Annotated in this window: 16 protein-coding genes and 1 pseudogene; 12 read left to right on the top strand and 5 right to left on the bottom strand. The window is 66.2% G+C overall.

The window, feature by feature from the left end:
* Positions 1 to 132 precede the first annotated feature (132 nt).
* The 6 genes from fxlM to AMYHA_RS12510 all read left to right on the top strand — a co-directional run bounded on the left by fxlM (position 133) and on the right by AMYHA_RS12510 (position 7980).
* Positions 133 to 1353, top strand: a complete 1221-nt coding sequence (gene fxlM, locus AMYHA_RS12490) for a methyltransferase, FxLD system (protein ID WP_084037129.1) — start codon at positions 133 to 135, stop codon at positions 1351 to 1353.
* Between the two features lie 47 nt (positions 1354 to 1400).
* On the top strand, positions 1401 to 1565 hold the full coding sequence (locus AMYHA_RS26410) for an FxLD family lanthipeptide (protein ID WP_231104725.1): 165 nt from the start codon (positions 1401 to 1403) through the stop codon (positions 1563 to 1565).
* A 92-nt stretch (positions 1566 to 1657) separates the two neighbouring features.
* Positions 1658 to 4738, top strand: coding sequence for a lantibiotic dehydratase (locus AMYHA_RS12495; protein ID WP_034271186.1), 3081 nt, complete (start codon positions 1658 to 1660; stop codon positions 4736 to 4738).
* Positions 4735 to 5985, top strand: a complete 1251-nt coding sequence (locus AMYHA_RS12500; protein WP_034271188.1) for a lanthionine synthetase C family protein — start codon at positions 4735 to 4737, stop codon at positions 5983 to 5985. The genes AMYHA_RS12495 and AMYHA_RS12500 overlap by 4 nt, the downstream gene beginning before the upstream one ends.
* Positions 5986 to 6019: 34 nt before the next feature.
* The gene (locus AMYHA_RS12505) at positions 6020 to 6877 is read left to right on the top strand and encodes a thiopeptide-type bacteriocin biosynthesis protein (RefSeq protein WP_051399819.1); all 858 of its coding nucleotides are present in this window, start codon (positions 6020 to 6022) and stop codon (positions 6875 to 6877) included.
* Positions 6878 to 6900: 23 nt separating this feature from the next.
* Complete coding sequence (locus tag AMYHA_RS12510; protein WP_157362072.1) at positions 6901 to 7980, top strand: hypothetical protein; 1080 nt, start codon at positions 6901 to 6903, stop codon at positions 7978 to 7980.
* 396 nt (positions 7981 to 8376) lie between these two features.
* Here the strand turns inward: AMYHA_RS12510 and AMYHA_RS27565 are convergent, their stop codons facing one another.
* Complete coding sequence (locus AMYHA_RS27565; RefSeq protein WP_196776880.1) at positions 8377 to 8730, bottom strand: hypothetical protein; 354 nt, start codon at positions 8728 to 8730, stop codon at positions 8377 to 8379.
* 373 nt (positions 8731 to 9103) lie between these two features.
* Here AMYHA_RS27565 and AMYHA_RS12520 point away from each other — a divergent pair, with 373 nt between their 5' ends.
* The gene (locus tag AMYHA_RS12520; RefSeq protein WP_157362075.1) at positions 9104 to 12214 is read left to right on the top strand and encodes a hypothetical protein; all 3111 of its coding nucleotides are present in this window, start codon (positions 9104 to 9106) and stop codon (positions 12212 to 12214) included.
* Positions 12211 to 12645, top strand: a complete 435-nt coding sequence (locus AMYHA_RS12525) for a hypothetical protein (RefSeq protein WP_157362077.1) — start codon at positions 12211 to 12213, stop codon at positions 12643 to 12645. Before AMYHA_RS12520 ends, AMYHA_RS12525 begins: the two co-directional genes overlap by 4 nt.
* Positions 12646 to 12681: 36 nt before the next feature.
* Here AMYHA_RS12525 and AMYHA_RS27935 read toward each other — a convergent pair whose 3' ends face one another.
* Positions 12682 to 12825, bottom strand: coding sequence for a hypothetical protein (locus AMYHA_RS27935; protein WP_231104727.1), 144 nt, complete (start codon positions 12823 to 12825; stop codon positions 12682 to 12684).
* 1317 nt (positions 12826 to 14142) lie between these two features.
* Between AMYHA_RS27935 and AMYHA_RS12530 the strand changes: the two genes are divergently transcribed.
* The 3 genes and pseudogenes from AMYHA_RS12530 (at position 14143) to AMYHA_RS28410 (ending at position 15862) form a co-directional block, all read left to right on the top strand.
* On the top strand, positions 14143 to 14553 hold the full coding sequence (locus AMYHA_RS12530; protein WP_084037135.1) for a hypothetical protein: 411 nt from the start codon (positions 14143 to 14145) through the stop codon (positions 14551 to 14553).
* A gap of 77 nt (positions 14554 to 14630) precedes the next feature.
* Positions 14631 to 15682 (top strand): annotated as a pseudogene (locus AMYHA_RS26420) (IS3 family transposase).
* A 27-nt stretch (positions 15683 to 15709) separates the two neighbouring features.
* Positions 15710 to 15862: a DUF6884 domain-containing protein gene (locus tag AMYHA_RS28410; RefSeq protein ID WP_157362078.1), complete on the top strand. Its 153-nt coding sequence runs from the start codon at positions 15710 to 15712 to the stop codon at positions 15860 to 15862.
* Between the two features lie 129 nt (positions 15863 to 15991).
* Here the strand turns inward: AMYHA_RS28410 and AMYHA_RS12540 are convergent, their stop codons facing one another.
* The 3 genes from AMYHA_RS12540 to AMYHA_RS12550 form a co-directional block, all read right to left on the bottom strand.
* Positions 15992 to 17332, bottom strand: a complete 1341-nt coding sequence (locus AMYHA_RS12540) for a thymidine phosphorylase (RefSeq protein ID WP_084037139.1) — start codon at positions 17330 to 17332, stop codon at positions 15992 to 15994.
* A gap of 100 nt (positions 17333 to 17432) precedes the next feature.
* Positions 17433 to 17831 (bottom strand): cytidine deaminase, encoded by a 399-nt coding sequence (locus AMYHA_RS12545; protein ID WP_034271200.1) that lies wholly within the window; start codon positions 17829 to 17831, stop codon positions 17433 to 17435.
* Positions 17832 to 17842: 11 nt separating this feature from the next.
* The gene (locus AMYHA_RS12550) at positions 17843 to 19132 is read right to left on the bottom strand and encodes an ABC transporter permease (protein ID WP_034271203.1); all 1290 of its coding nucleotides are present in this window, start codon (positions 19130 to 19132) and stop codon (positions 17843 to 17845) included.
* A 245-nt stretch (positions 19133 to 19377) separates the two neighbouring features.
* On the opposite strand from AMYHA_RS12550, the gene AMYHA_RS12555 reads away from it, so the two are divergent.
* Positions 19378 to 20301, top strand: a complete 924-nt coding sequence (locus tag AMYHA_RS12555) for an IS110 family transposase (RefSeq protein ID WP_269189755.1) — start codon at positions 19378 to 19380, stop codon at positions 20299 to 20301.
* Positions 20302 to 20321 lie beyond the last annotated feature (20 nt).

A 20321-nucleotide genomic window follows, 5' to 3' on the forward strand; every position in this document is an offset into this window, starting at 1 on the left:
CGGAACTAGCATCCCGCACTCTTGCACTGCGCAATCATGCGCGTGCTGGAGTCAACAGCGTCCCGAAGCGCCGTTGGACGCACCTCGAACACCAGCAACCACTACGAGCTCGGACGAGCTGAGAGGACCCGCATGACATTGAACGTGGACACCTCCGTGAACGCGCTGCGTGAAGCCATGGTCGCCGAGCTACGCAAGCTGGGCGCGATTACGAGCGACCGCGTCGCCGACGCCATGGGAGCGGTGCCGCGGCACGCGTTCGTTCCCGGTGAACCGTTGAAGGAGGTTTACCACCCGACTCGGGCCATCGTGACCAAACGAGATGCCAGCGGTTCTGCATTGAGCTCGCTGTCGGAGGCGCACATTCAGGCCGCCATGCTCGAACAGGCACAGGTCGAGCCGGGCATGCGGGTGCTCGAGGTTGGCTCCGGTGGCTACAACGCCGCGCTGATCGGTGAACTGGTCGGCGCATCTGGGCACGTCACATCAGTCGACATCGACCCGGACATCGTCCTACGTGCCGAGCAGTATCTCGCTGCGGCGGGCTACAAGCAGATAGATGTGGTCCAGGCCGATGCCGAGCACGGAGCGCCCGCGAACGCCCCGTACGACCGGATCATCGTGACGGCGGGCGCGTGGGACATCCCGCCGGCATGGTCGGACCAGCTCACCGTCGGGGGGCGGGTCGTGGTGCCGCTTCGGATGCGCGGGCTGACTCGATCAGTCGCCTTCGAGGACGACGGTGAACGACTCGTTAGCCATGGCTACCGGCTGTGCGGATTCGTGCCGATGCAAGGCACCAGCGCCCACACCGAGCAGCTCATCGAACTCGACGAAGGCAGGGTTGGCCTGCGCGTGGACGGAAGCCGAGCGACCGACGGCAATGCCCTGCGCGCGGCCTTGTTCGGTTCGCGCGTCGAACGATGGTCCGGTGTCGAGGTCGGCGGTGTCGAGCCGGTCGATGACATGGATCTGTGGCTAGCCACCGTCGCGGATGATTTCGGCTTGCTCACAGCGACCGCAGAGGCCATCGACTCCGGCCTCGTCGCACGCAGCGCACGAATGGGCGCCAAAGCGATCTTCACGGACGAGTCGTTCGCATACCGCGCAGCGGCACGCCCAGTCGATACCGATGGCACCCGCTTCGAGTTCGGAGTGATCGCCCATGGCCCCGAAGCAGACGCGCTCGCTGAGGAGTACATCGAACAGGTCCGCGCCTGGGACCGCAACCACCGCGGCGGCCCAGGGGCCCGGATCGAGGTCTTCCCCGCAACGACGTCCGACGACGCCCTGCCGAGCGGACGGGTCATCGATAAACAGCACACCCGCGTGGTTATCTCCTGGCCTCGTTGACAGCAATCACTGACCGAAACTTCCGTTCGGAGAAAGGAGGCAAGTGCGTGACGATTCAGATGGATCAGGTCGCCGAGTCGGCAGTTGATTCGGAGTTCGATCTCGACGTGAGCATCGTCGAGTCCGGCCCGGTTCTCGATGAGCTGATGCGGCTCACCGACGACGGCTGCGGACACACGTGCCAAAGCGCGTGCCCGAACAGCGGCTGCTAATCAACCCGACACGCGGTGAGTGGCCGCGACGCCGATGCGGTGGCAGGACCATTCGTGTCCTGCCACCGCATCGGCTGATTACAGGGAGTTCGATGTACGAACCTATCGACGCGGCAGTCGTGCGAGCGGCCGCGCTTACCGGGCACGACTCCGTTACCGCGCTTCCGTGGCCTGAACGTGCAGCCACCGACGAGGAGGCGGCGACCGAGTGGAGGCGCTGGCTACGCCAGGTGTGGTCGTGTGATGACTTCGCGCTGAGCGTAGAGGCGGCCAGTCCGGTGCTGGCACGGCAGGTGCGGGAGATCTGTCAGGGCGAGCGGATACGTGTGCGGGACGTACGCCGTGCGGTGCTGTCTGTCCTTCGGTATGCGCTGCGGGCTTCCCATCGCGCGACTCCGTTCGGGCTATTCGCCGGTGTGGCCCCCGCACGGATCGGCCCTACGCCGGTCGTGCGGTTCGCCGAGCGGCATCGTGCCGTTGCGCGGGTCGACGCTGAATGGCTGGAATCTATTGTCAGGCGCCTGGAGAATGCCCCGGCTCTGCTGTGGAGGCTGCGCGTCGTTCGGAACAACCTCGCATTCGTCCGTGATGGGCGACTGGTCGCCACGTGCCAGCCACAGGGCGGCGAACACGAGCCTGCTGAGGTGTCCGTTCGACACACCGACGCGGTGCAAGCGGCGATGCACTCGACAGCGGAACCAATCCGCTTCCTGACCCTTGCCGATCAACTCGCGGCTCGTTACCCGGACCGATCCGCAGAGATCATCCATCGCATGCTCGCGGGGTTGGTCGCTCAGCGCATGCTGATCACAAACCTCCGGCCGCCGACAACAGAGACCGAGCCCCTGCACCACCTCGTGGACGCCCTCGCCGAGGTCAGCGCCGATCAGGTTCCCGAGGTCGCCGACACATACCGCGCGTTGCATGCTCTCCTGCCCGAACTGGACAAGCACAACGAGGCCGGCGTGGTCGAGCAACACGAGCTCCGCCTCTCCGCCGCACGGACGATGACCAACCTCCACCGCGTTGAGCGGCCGCTTGCGGTCGATCTCCGCCTCGACGGTGAAGTCACCGTTCCACCAGCAGTGACTCGGGAAGCAGCCAGGGCTGCCGCGGCACTCACCCGGCTCGCACCGCACCCGTCCGGCTCCCCGGCATGGCGGGACTTCCACCGGCGCTTCTGCGAACGCTATGGCATCGGCGCTCTGGTTCCCGTTTCCGAATTGGTCGACCTCGACAGCGGGTTGGGTTATCCGGCCGGCTATCGGGGCTCATACCGGACGACTCCGGCAGCAGGTGTGTCCGATCGCGACCTGACGTTGCTGCGCTGGGCTCAGCAGTCCGCGCTGATGGGTACTGAGATCGTGCTCGACGATGCGATGATCGCTCGCCTGGCGGTGGGCGATCCGGACGAGTACCGGGTGCAGCCGCACACCGAACTGCGTTTCCGTATCCACGCCGCGACCCCGAACGCTCTCGTTGAAGGAGACTTCCAGCTCGCGGTCACCGGTGGGGCAAGAGCAGCCGGCACGACCACAGGTCGCTTTCTCGACCTGTTCACCGACGAAGACCGCGACCGAATGCGCGATGCCTACGCGCACCTGCCGACGGTCAGCGAGGGCGCGTTACCGGTTCAGGTTCACGGCCCGGCGGCCAGACTGCGGACCGACAACGTGATCCGCAGCCCGCTAATGCTTCCCGCCCACCTGCCGTTAGCCGACCACGATCCAGGCGGTGACGACGTCGTCGCCTTGGACGATCTCGCGGTCAGCGCAGACGCCGACCGGCTCTACCTGATCTCGATGTCACGCGACCAACCGGTGGAACCGTTGGTGTTCAGCGCAGTGGAGTTCGCCAACCACGCCCATCCGATGATGCGTTTCCTGTGCGAGATCGCCACCTCGGCAACCGCTTCGTGCGCACCGTTCTCGTGGGGCACGGTGGCCGGTCGACTGCCGTTCTTGCCGAGGGTCCGCTACAGGCGCTCGATTCTCTCGCCCGCGATGTGGACACTCACCGCCGATGACCTCCCGGACAGGTCCACGTCGCCCACGCGATGGCGGGATCACCTGGCCACCTGGCGGAACAAATACCGTGTGCCCGACACCGTCTACGTCGGTGAATCTGACCGTCGGCTACGCCTCGACCTGACCGAACCCAGCCACCTCGCACTGCTGGCCGCCGAACTCGAACGGCACGGCCAGACCACGATCCGCGAAGCGCCCGACGCCACCGCGTTCGGGTGGATCGACGGCCGCGCACACGAGGTCGTCCTACCCCTGACCACAACCGCCCCTCCCCGTCCGCGCCGATCCCGGGCATCTCGTCCGGTAGGTCGGACGCACGGGTATCAGCCCGGGTGCTGTGACTGGCTCTACGTCAAGCTGTACGGCCATCCGGAACGTCAGACCGCGATCCTCACCCGGCACCTGCCCCGACTGCTGTCGCTCTGGAGCGAACCGCCGCAGTGGTGGTTCCTGCGCTACCAGGACCCCGAGCCGCACCTACGGCTGCGCCTACACCTCGACGCCGCCCACGACTTCGCCGACACCGCGCAGCGGATCGCGGAATGGACCGCCGACCTGCGGGAGAGTGGCCTGCTCGAACACGTCCAATGGGACACCTACTACCCCGAGATTGGCCGGTTTGGCGCGGGCGCGGCGATCACCGCCGCAGAAGAGGTCTTCGCGTCCGACTCCACCGTCGTGCTCGCCCAACTGAACGCGACCCACCACACGAGCGGGCCACACCCGCACGCCCTGGTCGCAGCCAGCATGGTCAACCTCGCGATCACCGTCACCGACGACATCGACGACGGCCTCGGCTGGATCAACAACACTCTCCGCACAGGCCGAGGCACAGCTCTGAATCGTCGCGTGCACGACGAGGCACTGGCGCTAGCGAACCCACACGACTGCGCCCCGCTGCGTGCGGTTCCTGGCGGCCAGGAGATCGCGGCTGCCTGGTCCCGGCGGAGGGACGCGATCATCCGCTACGGGGACATACCGGGCGGGAACGGTGGGCCCACGTCAGTTGTGTCGGTGCTGTCCGACCTGCTGCACCTCCACCATGCCCGCATGATCGGCATCGACCCAGATTCCGAACGAACCTGCCGACGGCTGGCCCGCGCCGCCGCAATGAGCTGGTCCATCCGTTCCAAAGGAACCCGATGAACAGCTATCTCCCGGAAGCCCTGGCCGCCGCCGGCGACATCGCGAACCGGCTCGCCGACCCGCACTGGGTTCTTCCAACCCGAACCGACACCGCTACGCGTGCCCGACGTAACCGCCAGTCGCTCGCTGGCGGAGCGGTCGGCATCGCTTTGCTACACATCGAACGTGCCCGCACCGGCCACGGCGACTGGACGACGGCACACGCCTGGCTGGCAATGGCTGCCGACGACGAGCTGACCGCGGGCCACAACGCCAACCTCTACTTCGGCGCCCCCGCTGTCGCATTCGCGATCAGCGTGGCGGCCGACCACACCGGCGATTACCAGAAAGCGCTCTCCGCACTCGACGTCAGCACCACGGCCATCACGCGTCGCCGCCTCGACGCCGCACACTCGCGGAGGGACTCCGGCGAGCGGCCAACCCTCGCCGAATTCGACCTCATCCGCGGCCTGGCTGGCCTTGGTGCCTACCACCTTCGTCGGCACCCCGAACATGACGTCACACGCGACGTGCTGGCCGCCCTCGTGCGGGTGACCGAGCCGTTGCCAGGCCGCCACGACGACCTACCGCCATGGTGGACCGAGACATCACTGTCCGGCGAGCCCTCGCCGGACTTCCCTGGCGGGCACGGCAACGTCGGGATGTCGCACGGCATCGCCGCCCCGCTGGCTCTGCTGGCACTCGCCTCCATTCGCGGCGTGTGCGTGGACGGTCAACAGGCCGCGATCAAGCGCATCCGCGGTTGGTTGGACACCTGGCAGCAAGCGCACCCATCCGGCCCCTGGTGGCCTGGCTACATCACCCGCGACCACGCCCGCACCGGCCGTGTCGAGCCATCCTGTCGACAACGGCCGTCGTGGTGCTACGGCACTCCCGGGGTGGCACGCGCCGTCCAACTCGCGGCGATCGCCACCGGCGACCACGATCTGCAACGCACCGGTGAGCAGGCCATGCTCGCCAGCCTGCGCGACCCCGTACAACTTGACCAGCTCACCGAGGTCGGGCTCTGCCATGGCACGGCCGGCGCATTGCAGTCCGCCTGGCGAATGGCCGGAGATGCGACTACCGACGAGATCGCGAACGAACTGGCGCCACTCACCACGCGCCTGCTCGCCCAATTGCCGAACGCTGCCGCTGACCCCGAACTGTTCGACGGACTGGCCGGCATCGCGCTCGCCTTGCACACCATCGCCACCGCCGAGGATGGCGCGCCCCCAGCGTGGGACCGCTGCATGCTCCTCGCCTGAACCCGACTTGTTGAACTCCGCGAAGGAGGCCCCTTTGGAGGCGCCACCAGACACCGGCTGGCAGCAGTACCTCATCGAGTTTGCCGACCCCGCCGATGCCCTGCGCACCGCAGCCCGTGAACTAGCACCAGCCCTGGACGACGCGTTGAACGTCGGCGAGCTGCGCGGCTGGTGGTACATCCGCAAGACCCCCGCATGGCGGCTGCGCTGCCAGCAAACCGACCCGGGCTCCAAAACCGTGGACCTACTCCTCGCGGACCTCGCCACCAGGGGGCACGTCGCGAGATGGACCCGCGGCATCTACGAGCCGGAAACCCTCGCCTTCGGAGGCCGCGCAGGAATGGACATCGCCCACACCCTCTTCCACGAGGACAGTCAGCACGTCCTCGCTCGCGTACGGGAACCAGTACCTACAGCGGGTTTGGGGCAACGCGAAACCACAGTCCTGCTGTACAGCGCCATGCTGCGAGCCGCTGGGCTCGACTGGTTCGAGCAGGGCGACACCTGGGCCAAGGTCACCGCACTGCGGCCCACCAACCCCACCCAGACCGCTACCCCGGAAAGGTCACAACGCCTGCGGCACGGGATACGAACCCTGATGGCCGCAGACCCTCGCGGCCTGGCCGACCACCTGCCGGCCACGTGGCTATCCGCCTTCATCACTGCCGGCGAGCAACTCGCCACCCTCGCACGATGGGGACAACTGGAGCGCGGACTCCGCGCGATCCTTGCCCACCACTTCATCTTTCACGCCAACCGCGCCGACCTGTCGACCACCGACCAGGCGAGCATGGCCTCGCGAGCCGTCGGGACCGTGTTCCACGAGCACCTCCACGTGGTCCCCGACCGCCGAACCCTTGACCGATCTCTGTTCTGCATGGAGCGGGAGTGACCGCGTTGGACCCCACCGGACACGTGGCGCAGCGATTCCCGCTGGTCGCGCGTCCCCGACCGGCCTGCGTCCCCCTGGTTCGACGCGTCACGCAGCTGTGCGAACGCGCCGAACAAGCTACCCAGAATGGCGATCGAACGGCTGCGTCCGCCGTGCACAACCAGGCCGCGCTGCTCGCGTCGGACTGCGGGTTGCCCGATCTGGCCCGCGAATGGTGCCACCGGCAAGCCAAGCTGCACTTACGCGGCTATCCGCTGAGCGGACAGTCAGCACGCCATGCCCTGGAACCGCTGGTCAACCTCGCCCGCCTCCACATCCGCGACGGGCACGGTAAGAGGGCCTTCCACCTCATCGACGCCCTCTACGCCGCGGTCGCCAATCGCGCACACGCCGTTATTGACGGTGTCGAGATACCCGCGTGCTTGACCGATACTGCCGAGGCACACCAGGAAGTCCGCCGCTGGTTGTGGGCTGTCCTGCTCGCCACCAGCGCCCGTGCCTTCGCTGTGGCCGGACTCTGGCACGACGCACACACCCGGCTCGGCGTCTACAAAGGAATCGGCCGCCGCATGCTCGACGGCCGGCAAGTCGCCGTGATCGCCCGCGCCGTCACCGGCGACACCGGCACTGCCCTCGGGCTACTGCACGACACCGAACCAGGTGAGCCCTGGGAAAACGCGGTGACGGCCTGCCTCACCCTTCACTGCGGCGGCTCGGACCGGCCGGACCTCGACAACCTGCTCTACCCCTATCACCAACTCGACGCGTCCACGCCCGGGTTGGCGGTCTTCCACACCCGACTCGCCCTGTGCTTCGTCGACGCCATCAGCGACATCGACGAGTCCCGCACCGAACAGATGACCCTCGAGCTCATCGACTGCGTAATCGCACGACAAGATGGCTACGCCGCCCACGAGCTTCTCGACCACAACACCTGCCAAAGCCTCATGGCCAACGCCCGACACCAAGAGCTGACCAACCTGGTCGAAGTCTGCGCACTCGGCCGTGGCAGCCTTCCCCCGAGAGAATTGGCGAACCTTCAAAGCGCGCTGGACACGACCGAGCTGGCCATCACCTCAGGTCGTGAAAGAAGAGCCAGCTAATCATGCTAACCAGCGAAGACCGCATGGAACCCAGTGACTGTCGCCTGCGACGAACACCGTGCTGCGCAAGCAGCTTCTCGGCAAGACCGCAACCGCAGAACTTGGATACGGGTTTCGTGTGATCACGACCGATGTCGATCTTCTCCCTTCCGTCGAGGGGCTTACGAGACCCACACCAGAGCGAGGCAGTTCAACAAGCCTGGCGGTCTCACCGAAGCGGTGCGCCGTACGAGCGCGTACTGGCTACGCAAACATGGACGGGCGCGCCCAATTTCCGCATCCCAACTGAAACGAGTAGAAGCGCCGAACCTGGGGGCAACCGGCGTCGGCGCAGCAAGAGGCAAACCGCATGAAGTACCGCCTCGCGGCACGAGAGACAACTCGCGTGGCTTGACGTCATGCCATCCCCCACTGCCGAAACGAGGACGGCACTCGGACGGCTGCCGGGATACGAGGGCGAGGATCGAGTCCTCCTGGTTCCGCGTACTGAAGTATTGAGTGCCAGTCGCCTCCGGCAACGATGTCGGCCGGACAGGCCAGGCACGGGTTGCCGGCCACGGCCCCGGCAAACACGCTGCCATCCTCCAGGGTGACCGGACCGGGAATCTTGCCCTTATCGATCTCGGGGAAGTCCCGCAGCCGGTCATGAATGGTGGAGGTGACGGCGGATACCCAGAAGTCCAGGTTGTGGGCTAGCAGCCGGATCGGGTCGTCGGCCGAGAACGCCTTCATCTTCGACCCCGACATCACGTGCGGCCACACCGACCACGCTCACGCGCGGGCGAGCCCGGTTTCGAAGTCGGCGACAGGAAGTCGTCGATGCCCGCTCAGTCGGACACGAACGGCTACTGGCCACCACGTAGCAACGGCAGTCCGAAGTCTGCGGGAGCGCGTGGCTTGCCGACGTCGGGTATGCCCGCTCGGTGTTGCCAAAGCTATGGGGAGAACCGATGCGTGGTGATCAGGCCTGCTGAACCCTTGTGGGCCGTTCATCGAGCGAACTTATCCACCTGCCGCACAGCGTGCGTCGCGTCCCACGCGTGCTCGCCGCCCAAGCTAGCGTTGGTTCTCGTGCATATGCACGTGCGCAGACTATTCGGGGCTGGCAAGGAGAATGATCTAGGTGGGTAACGAGGGGCTACTGACGCCGGGCGGGCGACAGTTGGAGGAGCACACCCGGCAGCTCGACGAGCGCCTATATATGCCCTATGTGGAGAGGCTTGAGTATCTGCCCGTCGGTGAGCTCTCGGCACCGTTGCTGTCTCTTCCGGGTGGTCAGCTGCATCTGCCTGGCGAGGAGCCCAGGTTACCGAAGTACCTCTCGAGAGACGTCGACCGTGTGCTCGTCCAGCGTGTTGAGCGCGCGGCCCGAGGTACGAGCACGGTCGTGTTCGCGGTGAGCAATGGCACGGCTGGGAAGACTCGGGCGTGTTGGGAAGCGATCCAGCACCGCCGTCCTGACGGAACGCTGGCGCTGGCCGGGTGGCGTGTGTGGCCGACACTGAGTCCTATAGCGCCCGACGAGCTCCTCGAGAGCTGCGGTGAACTCTCGCCCCAGACTGTGGTGTGGCTAGATGATGCGGAACAATACTTGCTCGGATCAGACGATAAGATGGGGGATCAGGTCGCGAAGGCGTTGCGGGAGCTCCTTCTCGACCAGCGTCGCGCACCAGTGCTGATAATCGGAACTCTGCTCGCGCGCTCGTGGGGAGCCCTGACGAGAAGGGCGGCACCAGGTGAGCGAGACGCCTACCCGCACGCGCGAAAACTCCTGACAGGGCAGGACGTGCGTATTCCGGACTTCTTGACGGCTTCTGAGATCGAGCGGGCTCAGAAGCTTCCGGATCGAGTGCTCGCCGACGCCGCCCGGTACGCGCGGCGGGGAGATGTCATCCAATATGTTGCTGCCGGCCCTGACCTGAGGCGTCGCGTCACCAACGCCGATTATCGCTCAATGGCAGTGTTATCGGCTCTGGTGCAGTTTCGCAGGATCGCCACAGCCCGCTCGGTATCATTGCTGTTCCTTGAACGCACATCCCCGTGCTATTTGACCGATAGTGAGAAGTCTACGCTGTCACAGTCCTGGGTCGCGGAGGCGATCGCCGATCTCACGCGACCGGGCACCGGCGGCCGCAGTGTGCTCATACCGAACTACCCGACCGCGGACGGGAGCGGCCAGCCACGGTACACACTCGACGACTACCTCGATCGGCAACGATTCAGTGTCGTCACACGCCCCGGTGACCCGGCGCGCCTCTGGGCCGAGCTGCGCAGGGAGGTCGCGCCACACGAGCTGCGGCCCGCTGCTGAGGAAGCGCAGCGCCGCAGTCTGCTGCGGGAGGCAGCCCTGCTGTACGTGTCGTCTCACGAAGCGGGCGATCCCACGGCGATGCCAGCTCTTGCGCGCATGCTGTGGGAAGCCGGTCGCATTGATGAAGCACACCGCTGCTACGAGATCGCGATAGCGAACGGGGACCATGAGTCCCTGCCACCTGCCCGGAAGATGCTGGTCGCAGCCGGGCGACGGCAGGCCGCGCTGGATCTGATCCAATCCACCCTGGGGACGACGACCCGCGAGGGCGCCACCCAGACCGCCTTGACCTATGCCGAGATCGGCGACCGCGCGGCCGCGGTGTCGTGGTTTCGCAAAGCAGCCCGACGTGGCGATGACACCTCGGTGTATGTGGCCACCGAGATGATGGTTGAGGATGACCGTGACCGGCTACCCGAGGCGATAGCGTGGCTCGAGGAACTCGTCACTACCGGTAACACCGACGCCCTCGCGGCGGGGGCAACCGCGATCGCGGAGAAGAACGATGTGGACGCGGCCGTACGGTGGCTTCGCGGACTCGCTGACCGAGGAGACAGCGACCTGCTGCTGGCAGGCGCACGCTGGCTCTTCGCCGAAGGGCTATGCGAAGAAGCACTCACCTGGCTCGACACGGCCGCGGAACACGGCGCCCGGGATGTCATGGCATTGGGAGCGCTGGTACTTGTCTCATGCGGGCTTCCCTCCGAGGCACTGGAGTGGGCCCGCCGAGCGGCCGAGTTCGATGAGTACGCCCCCTACATCGCGATCGCGGACGCGTTCCGGGAAGCCGGCCTCCTGCGGCGCGCGCTCGAGTGCTACGACACAGCCGCCCGGGCAGGTGAACCACTCGCCTACCAGAAAGCGGTCGAAACAGCGGCCGATCTCGGCTACGTCGACGAGGCCAAAGCGTGGCGCAACCGCGCCGTGCGCGCCAAATCCGATGTCGATGTCGGTGCGATGTGCGCCCGAGTGGCAGCCAACGGCAAAACCGCGGAGGCCGCACAGTGGTTCTTCCACGACGCCGACGCCAGTAACCCGGAGTGCCTCTCCCCCTTGATCCGCTACCTGGCCACCGACCGTGCCCACATGGAGCAGGCAATCGCGTGGTACCAGACCGCGAACGAGGTCGACCGAAGCCAGGCCCTCTGCTCGATAGCGAGTCTGCTAGCCCGTGACCACAACGCCCAGAACATCGCGGCCGACCTGTTCGAACACGCCGGCAACGCCGGTGCTTCTCACGCCTATATTTCGACGGCACGAATCTGGATCAATACGAACAGAGGCCATCAGGCCGTGGGTGTGTTGCGGAAAGCGAAAGCACTCGGTGAGCCCCAGGCCAGCACCTACCTGGCCATCGCGCATGCCAGCAGGTTCGAATTCGAGATCGCACTGGACAATCTCAAAGAGAGTTTCGACCGAAACGACTTCTCCGCAGCAGCCCCGGTCGCATTACAGGTATTCCGGCACACACAAAGCAGCGAACACCGACACAACAACGGTCAGTACGACCTCGAAGACACACACCCGCCCGAATGGGCAACTGACCCGCCGCCCCGCACGGTGGCGCTCGACGTGCTCACCCGAGCCATCGAGGCCGGCGACATTGACGCGCTCGTATGCAAAGCGCAGCTGTTGGCGTCCACACAAAGGTTCTCCGAGGCGATCGAAATGTATCTCCGTGCGATCGCAACCGGCGAGGTTACCGACTCCCCACGGGCAAGGGAACGCAGTGTGGTGAACTGGCTCGGTTTCCAGCTCTATAGCCCCGAGAAACCTGTCACCGCTCAACTAGCGGAGGTCTGTGACAAAGCCGGACGATCCCGCGACTTCGCGCTGTTCCAACGTTATGGACTAATTCCGGGAGGAACCATCGCTGAGCACTGGACAGTCCCGCTCCGCGCTCTCCAGGTGGGATTTGAGTGAATCTGCAAGCAGTTGATGTCATTATCGGCGCCGTCATCGGAATGACAGGAACATTGGCTGCCCCACTCGTGACATTACGATCCGAACGGAAGGTGCGTCGTTACGAGCGGATGGTCGACGCCTATGCGGAAGGGCTGCGCCGGGCACTCGAGGCAATCCAATCCGACACCACCGCGCGACGCCACGTCTACTCCCTGCTCGTGGAATCCTCAGCGAAAATCAAGGTGCTGGGCAGCAAAGCAGGAACGAGGAGATTCGTCGCCATCACCAACCTCGTCGGGGAGTTCCACGACAGAACATGGGACACCACAACTGCGGCACTCCTGAGCGAGCGGACAGAACACTTCGCGGCCCAAGTCAGACGCGACGTGGGCACCGAACCCGCCAGGTCGGCATGGGTACGGCTGAGGCGCTGGAGACGACCAGCCTGAGGGTGACGAGGCTGGACCGCCGCGCACGCCATGGACTCAGCGACGGCATCGCCCGGCACCGTCGGCGACGATGTAGCCGTATGCTGCGCGTCCGCCCTGGTGCCTGCGCTCGTTGAGCACGTGGGCGTCCATCGCTGCACGCACTCGCGCCTGCACATGCTGGCGTTCGGACTCGCTCATTTCCGTCCAGCATGCTCATCAGCATCTCGTGGGACGGGTTGCGCGGGTCGAACTTGCCGCCAAGCTCTGGCACCTACAGGTCAACGTCGTAGGCGGTGAACTCGGTGTGATTAGCGAGAACAACGTGGCACGAGCGAGCGCATCACGTTCGGCCGAATCGGAGGCGGCTTCGAACTGGTCGTGACCTAGCAGTCAGGACGCCATTTGTGTCACGCCGCCATTGTTGGCCTTCGGCATCGCGGAACTCACACTCGATCGCCAACGATGCGTGCGGCAGCCATCCCCGTCCCGTGATACCGAACACCTGCCGAACCACGTCCTTCGCGTCGGGTACCCCCGCCGTGAGGTTCTCGGTCAGTGCATCAATAACCATCGTCGTTGCACCCCGGTCCTCGACCGGCTCGCGTGTTGGGCTGACAGTGCCCAGGCTGTAGCGGCGTTGTACGTCCCCGCTCCCTAACTGAATGGTCACGTCGAAGGCTGGAAGGGGGCTGCCGTTGTGCAGAAACACCGTTGCAGACGGCGGGGATTCTCCACTTGTCAGCCAGACTGCGAACGCTGCGGCCTGCTCACGGCGAGCGCGCGCAGTCGTGTGCAAGTAGTTGCGCCACCACCACGGCTGCGGTGCCGCTGAACAGCGCCGCGACGGCCGCAACTACGGTCGTAACCCACGACTGCTGCGGGGCCTGCACGACAACGGTTGGCGGTGGTTGCACGTCAATGACCCAGGCCACTACTGACGCTACGAGCGTACACAAACAAAGCGTAGGGCGGCCCACACTCGACGCCCGCCTGGGGCGCTACACGCGAGTGACCTAGACACGATCGGCTGCGCGACACGGTATTTCGGACGCCGCCATGCGCACCGCCGACCGCCCCGCGCCTTCGCGGCTCGTGCTCTGCGCACCATCTGGCAGCGATCAAAAGCAGTCGGACGGTTCGAATATCTACACTGCGTCAGCATTTGTTGGTCGGGTGTCCCCAGCATTCAGCCCCGGGCCAACCGACCAACGAAAAGAAGCGCCAGCCCAGGCCGCGAACTCGCCGCCACCATCGGTACAATCGCCCCACGACCCCACCCGAAACTGGGCGCGCGCCGCCCGCAGGGGGCGAAACCCGTTAGTCCGCGCGTCGCGCCGTGCCCATGAAGCAGCCGCCTCGTGCTGGCCACACTGATCTCGAACAACTGCGCGAGTTCCTGATCGCGGTGCACACAACAGGTGCTCACGTATAGCCCTCCTCTGTCAAGCTGATTTTGGGCAGGTGATCTTCCCGAAATTGTTGGTGTGAGGGCGTGCGAAGGAGACCGAGTCGCTCGTGACGGATGAGCATGCGGAGGGTGCGCCGGATGTGGAGGTTCGGGCGTACAAGCCGCCGCGGAGCTACACCGCGGCGTATAAGAAGCGGATCTTGGCCGAGTACGAGCAGCTTGACCGGGCGGGCAAGGGTGCCTTGCTGCGCCGAGAGGGCTTGTACAACCAGTTGATCTCGCATTGGCGTAAGCAGCGTGACCAGGGCGCGTTCGAGGCCCTGGATCGTCCGGTCGGCCGGCCGAAGGCCGATCCGCGCGATCGGGAACTGGCGAAGCTGCGGGCCGAGAAGGAGAAGTTGGAGGCCGAGCTAGGCAAGGCCCGCACCGTGATCGAGGTGCAGGGAAAGCTCTCCGCGCTGCTGGATCAGCTCGCCACCAGCAGCCCCGCCGACGACGACGGGGGCGAGCCACGATGAGCACGGGCACCGAGATGACCGCAACGGTTACTGATGCGGCGCCTGGCGAGGCCGACGCCGGCGTCGGTCCGGAAGGGGTGTTCGCCGCGGCGCAGCAGGCCGCGTGTGACGAGCTCGCTGATCTGGTCGGGCGGGTGCAGGCGTGCCGGGCGACTGGGTTGGCGCGTTCGACCTACTACCGGCACAACCGGGCTAGCCCGGCACCTGTACGTCCGGCGCCGACGCCGCACACCGAGCGGAGCCAGCCTCGCGCGCTGTCGGCCGCCGAGCGGGCACGGGTGCGCGAGCTGCTCAACAGTCCGGAGCACGTCGATGAGGCCCCGGCCACGGTGTGGGCCAAGCTCCTCGACGCTGGTGAGTACTACTGCTCGGTGTCGACGATGTATCGGATCCTGCGTGAGCACGGTGAGGTGCGCGAACGCCGTCGGCAGGCCAGTCATCCGCCACGGGTGAAACCGGAGCTGGTGGCCACGAAGCCGAACCAGGTGTGGTCCTGGGATATCACGAAACTGGCTGGTCCTGCCCGCGGTATCTGGTTCAGCTTGTACGTGATCATCGACATCTACAGTCGCTACACACCCGGCTGGATGATCACCCACCGCGAGGACCAGGAACTCGCCCGCCGGTTCCTGCGCGAGTCGATCACCAAGCACCACGTCGATCCGGACACGCTGACCCTGCACGCCGACCGGGGAGCGGCGATGAAAAGCAAAACCGTCGCCGAGATGCTGTCCGACCTGCACGTCACCCGGTCGCATTCGCGGCCGAAGACCTCGAACGACAACCCCTACAGCGAGGCGCAGTTCAAACGCTGAAGTACCGGCCGGTCTTTCCCGAGAAGTTCGACTCCATCGAACACGCCCGCGGCTTCTGCGGCGAGTTCTTCCACTGGTACAACCACGATCATCGCCATACCGGCGTCGGCCTGCACACCCCGGTGTCAGTCCACTTCGGAACCGCACACGAGATCCGCCAGCAGCGCTCCGGAGTTCTTGCCGACGCTTACGCCGCGAACCCCGAACGGTTCGTTCGCGGCACCCCGCAACCCCCGAGGCTGCCCGGCGCGGTCTGGATCAACAAGCCCACCAACACCGACAAGGAGATGCCCCGAGGCCACTCAACCAATTAATTCAGCTCTCAACCTGCCTTGATCAGCTTGACAGCTTCCGCCCGGAAGGAACGTTCCTACGCCGAGGCCACAGGGGCCTCGTGGTTCGTTTTGTCCGCCGAGCACGGGCTCGTCGCCCCAGCCACAGTTCTCCAGCCCTATGAGCTGCGGCTTGCCGACACGTCGCACGGCTCAATTTAGCGCGGCCAAACATCGCTCCCGGCGCCCAATTCGACGAGCACCTCGCGGCCAAAGGCGTGTTCGGTGATCAATCGCCGGACCTTGCAGCGCGCAGACGTTGCCTGCGCCGCCGCGGTCGCGGCCGGCGATCTAGCCTCGGATGACGTCGATGACGAGCGGACGTCGTGTGGGTGGGGTCTTCGAGATGACGATGCCGGCTGACAACGCGGACACTGCGGCGGGCACGGCGTCGGGTGTGTCGGTGTGCAGTTCGGCGAGCGGCTGACCTGAGCTGATCCGATCACCTTCGGTTACGAGTAACCGGACCCCCGCAGCGTGCTGGACGGTCGCGCCCGGCGCGATTCTGCCCGCACCCAGCCGCCACGCGGAGATGCCGACGGCAAGCGCGTCCATTTCGGATACGATGCCGTCATCATCGGCCTCGAGGACGTGTATGTGCTTCGGCGAGGGCAGTGGAGCGTCCGGATCGCCGCCTTGTGCCCGGATCATTTTGCACCACACTTCATAGGCCTGCCCCGACGCGAGTATGGGTTCGAGATCCACATCCGGCAGTCCAGCCAGATGCAGCATTTCCCTGGCGAGAGTCAGTGTCAGCTCCACGACGTCATCGGGGCCGGCGCCTCGCAGCACATCGACGGCTTCGGCCACCTCGACGGCGTTGCCTGCCGTGCGCCCTAGCGGTGTAGCCATATCGGTGAGCAGTGCGGTGGTCGCGACGCCGTGGGAGCGCCCGATCTCGACCATGGTCTGCGCGAGCTCAGCCGCCTGCTCGCGTGACTTCATGAAGGCGCCGGAGCCGACCTTGACGTCGAGCACCAGCGACTGGGGTCCTGCCGCGATCTTCTTGCTCATGATGGAGCTGGCGATCAATGGGATGGATTCCACCGTCGCGGTGACGTCGCGGAGCGCGTAGAGCTTCCGGTCAGCGGGAGCCAGAGCAGTGCTCGCGGCCGCGACCACTGCTCTGATATTGGTAAGCTGACTGATCATTTCCGCGGTGGACAGGTTGGCCCGCCAGCCGGGGATGGACTCGAGTTTGTCCAGCGTGCCGCCGGTGTGCCCGAGTCCCCGGCCGGACAGTTGCGGCACGGCGGCTCCGCAGGCGGCGACCAGCGGCGCGAGCACCAGCGTGACCTTGTCGCCAACACCGCCGGTCGAGTGTTTGTCGACGGTAGGGCGGTCGACGGGCAGCCAGAGCCGTTCGCCGGAGTCGATCATCGCAGTCGTCCAGTGGGCGGTCTCCGCGCTATCCATCCCGTGGATGCGGATGGCCATAGCGAGCGCGGCCATCTGAGCCTCGGTGACCATGCCTTTGGTGTAGGCGTCGACGACCCAGTCGATCCACTCACCAGGTAGCGGCGCGCCGTCGCGTTTTGCGCCGATGATGTCGACCGCATGGACAACACCGTCGCCCGAAGTCTCGCCCTGAGCGGGCGGGAACGGCCGACGAGAGGGACGCCCAACGCTCATGTTCATCTCCAATGCCTGACTGTCAGTCGCGTGAGCGAGCGGGACGGGCGCCGGACTGCGAATGAACGGAAGGCTTCGTTCGGTACACCATTCGGCGCGGTCACGGCAGGTCCTCCGGGCCGAAGGCGTCCGGCAGCACGTCGGACATCGGCAGCACGCCGCGCGGAGTGTCGACCAGGCACGACGACCCGCCGAGCTCGAACAGGATCTGGCGGCACCTGCCGCATGGCATCAGCAGGTCGCCGTCACCGCTGCGGCAAGCGACCGCGACCAGGCGTCCGCCGCCGGTCAGCCGCAGCTGCCCGGCCAGCGTGCACTCGGCGCACAGGCCGACGCCGTAGGATGCGTTCTCCACGTTGCAGCCAGTGACGACCCTGCCGTCGTCGACAAGGGCTGCGGCGCCGACCCGCAGCCCGGAGTACGGGCAGTACGCGCTCGCCGCGGCCGTCGCGGCCGCATCCCGCAACGCGACCCAGTCGATGTCAGTCTCGATGTCCATCACCAGCTCACTCACGATTTGATGTAGGGCTGGCCGTTGAACGCTGGCGGCCGGATCCGCCCGACGAGACCGGCCACCGCGAAGATCGTCAGCAGATACGGCGCCATCAGCATGAACTCGCTCGGGATCGGCGAGCCGATGATGCCGAGCACGCTCTGCAGGTTGTTGGCGAAGCCGAACAGCAGCGCGGCGAACACCGCACCGATCGGCGTCCATCGGCCCATGATCATCGCGGCGAGCGCGATGAATCCGGCACCGGCCGTCATCTCCGGGCTGAACAGGCCGACCGCGCCGAGCGTGAAGTACGCCCCGCCGAGCCCGGCCAGCGCGCCACCGAGCAGCACGTTGCGGAACCGCACCTCGTTCACCTGAATGCCTGCCGTGTCGGCGGCTTCGGGGTGCTCGCCGACGGCCCGGACCCGCAGGCCCCACCGGGTGCGGAACAGGGCGATATGGGCCAGCACCACCACGACGTACATGATGTAGACGATGATGGTCTGGTGGAACAGCACCGGTCCGATCACCGGGATCTCGCTCAGCAGCGGGATTTCCAGCCGGGGGAACCGGCCCGGTGAGTTCCAGGTGTCCTTCATGGGGCTGAGCAGTCTGCTGTACAGGAAGTTCGTCACGCCGATGACCAGCACGTTGAGCACGACACCGACGATGATCTGGTTGACGAAGTAGCGCACGGTGAAGACCGCGAGCACCCACGCGACCAGCAGGCCGGCGAGCGGCGCGGCGATCAGCCCGACCCAGAGGTTGCCCACCAGCGAGGCGACGACGCCGGACAGGAACGCGCCGGCGAGTAACTGTCCCTCGATGGCGATGTTGATGACGCCGGTGCGTTCGCCCATCATCCCGCACAGCGCGCCGAAGATCAGCGGCACCGAGAGCGCGAGCGTGCCCTGCAACGCCGAGGTCAGCGAGATCTCGGAGCCGGCGACGGCCCAGGTCAAGAAGGCGAGCACGAACGCGACGCCGAAGGTGATCGACAGCCACAGCGGCACCCTGCGGCCCAGGTAGGTCTGCCACGTCGCGTAGCACGCGAGGCCGAGACACACCAGGGCGAGCAGGATCGCGGCCAGCTTCGACGGCACCGAGATCGGCGCGAGCTGGATCGCGTCGTCCCGCAGCGACAGCCCGTAAGTGCTCTGCCGCCCACCCTCGGGCAGGATGCCGAAGACGACGAGGGCGAGCAGTCCGAATACGCCGAACATGATCGGCGTGCGCCAGTGCCGGGTGAGGACGACGGCCGCTTCGGTGTCCGGGCTCTCTGCCGGACGAGTCGCAAGCTGTGTCATGGCGTCTGACCTCCTGCGTGCCTCATGATCTTGGGGTTCGTTGAAGGGACTCGGCGGGAGCCGGGGTAACGGCCAGGTTCGGTCGCTCGTAGAGGGCCTGCATGACACCGTCGCTCTCGGCTCTCGCGGGACTGCCGACTGGCACCAGGGAGACGTGTCGTGGAGCGCCGGTTAGTGACCACCCGGGAGTCGGCCTCGCCGGCGGGCCGGCGCTGCCACTGCACGGAGTCACTGGGGCGCTTGCGTTGAACGAAACGCTGCATTTTGTCGGGATCGACTGGGCTGCCGTCGAGCACGCGGTGTGCATCATGGACGTCACCGGCAAGATCGTGTCCCAGATCATGATCAAGCCCTCCGCGGACGGGATCGCGGTGCTGGTCCGCCGCCTGGCCGAGCTGGGCGACCCGGCGGACATCCCGATCGCGATCGAGCGCCCCAACGGCCGTCTGGTCGACCTGCTTCTGGAGCCCGGACACCCAGTGGTGCCGGTCAACCCGAACGCGATCAAGACCTGGCGCGACGGCGAGGTGTTCTCCGGCGCCAAGTCCGACGCCGGCAACGCCGCGATGATCGCCGAGTACCTCCATCTGCGCCAGCACCGGCTCCGTACCGTCACCGGCACAACCGACGAGGCACTCACCGAGGCCCTGCGCGACGCCGTGCTTGCCGTGGCCAGCGTGCTGACCGCCCTGGGCACTGCGATCAAAGATCTCGACCGCTCGACCGTCGCCCACCTCGGGGAGCGCCCGGACGGCAAGATCCTCACGTCGCTGCCAAGGTCGAGTCAGATCAACGCCGCCCAGATGCTCGCTGGGTGGGACGACTGCCGGCAAGCCTACGAATGCCCCGACTCCGTCGCCGCCCTTGCCGGATGCACAGCAGTCCCCAATCAGTCCGGCAAACACCGGGCCGTGCACTTCCGCTGGGCGTGCAACAAGCACTTCCGCCGAGCGATGACCAGCTTCGCCGACAACAGCCGACACGCCAACCCCTGGGCCGCGAAGATCTACCGCGACGCCATCGCCGACGGCAAGGACCACCCGCATGCCGTGCGCGTCCTCGTCCGAGCATGGATCCGCGTCATCTGGCGATGCTGGCTCGACAGCACCTCCTACGCCCCCACCAAACACGGCGCACTTCGACGCCAGATCACGCCAACAGCGGCATGATTTCGATCTTGAGGTTGAAA

The sequence above is a fragment of the Haloechinothrix halophila YIM 93223 genome, from assembly GCF_000504245.1.
Lineage (GTDB): Bacteria > Actinomycetota > Actinomycetes > Mycobacteriales > Pseudonocardiaceae > Haloechinothrix_A > Haloechinothrix_A halophila.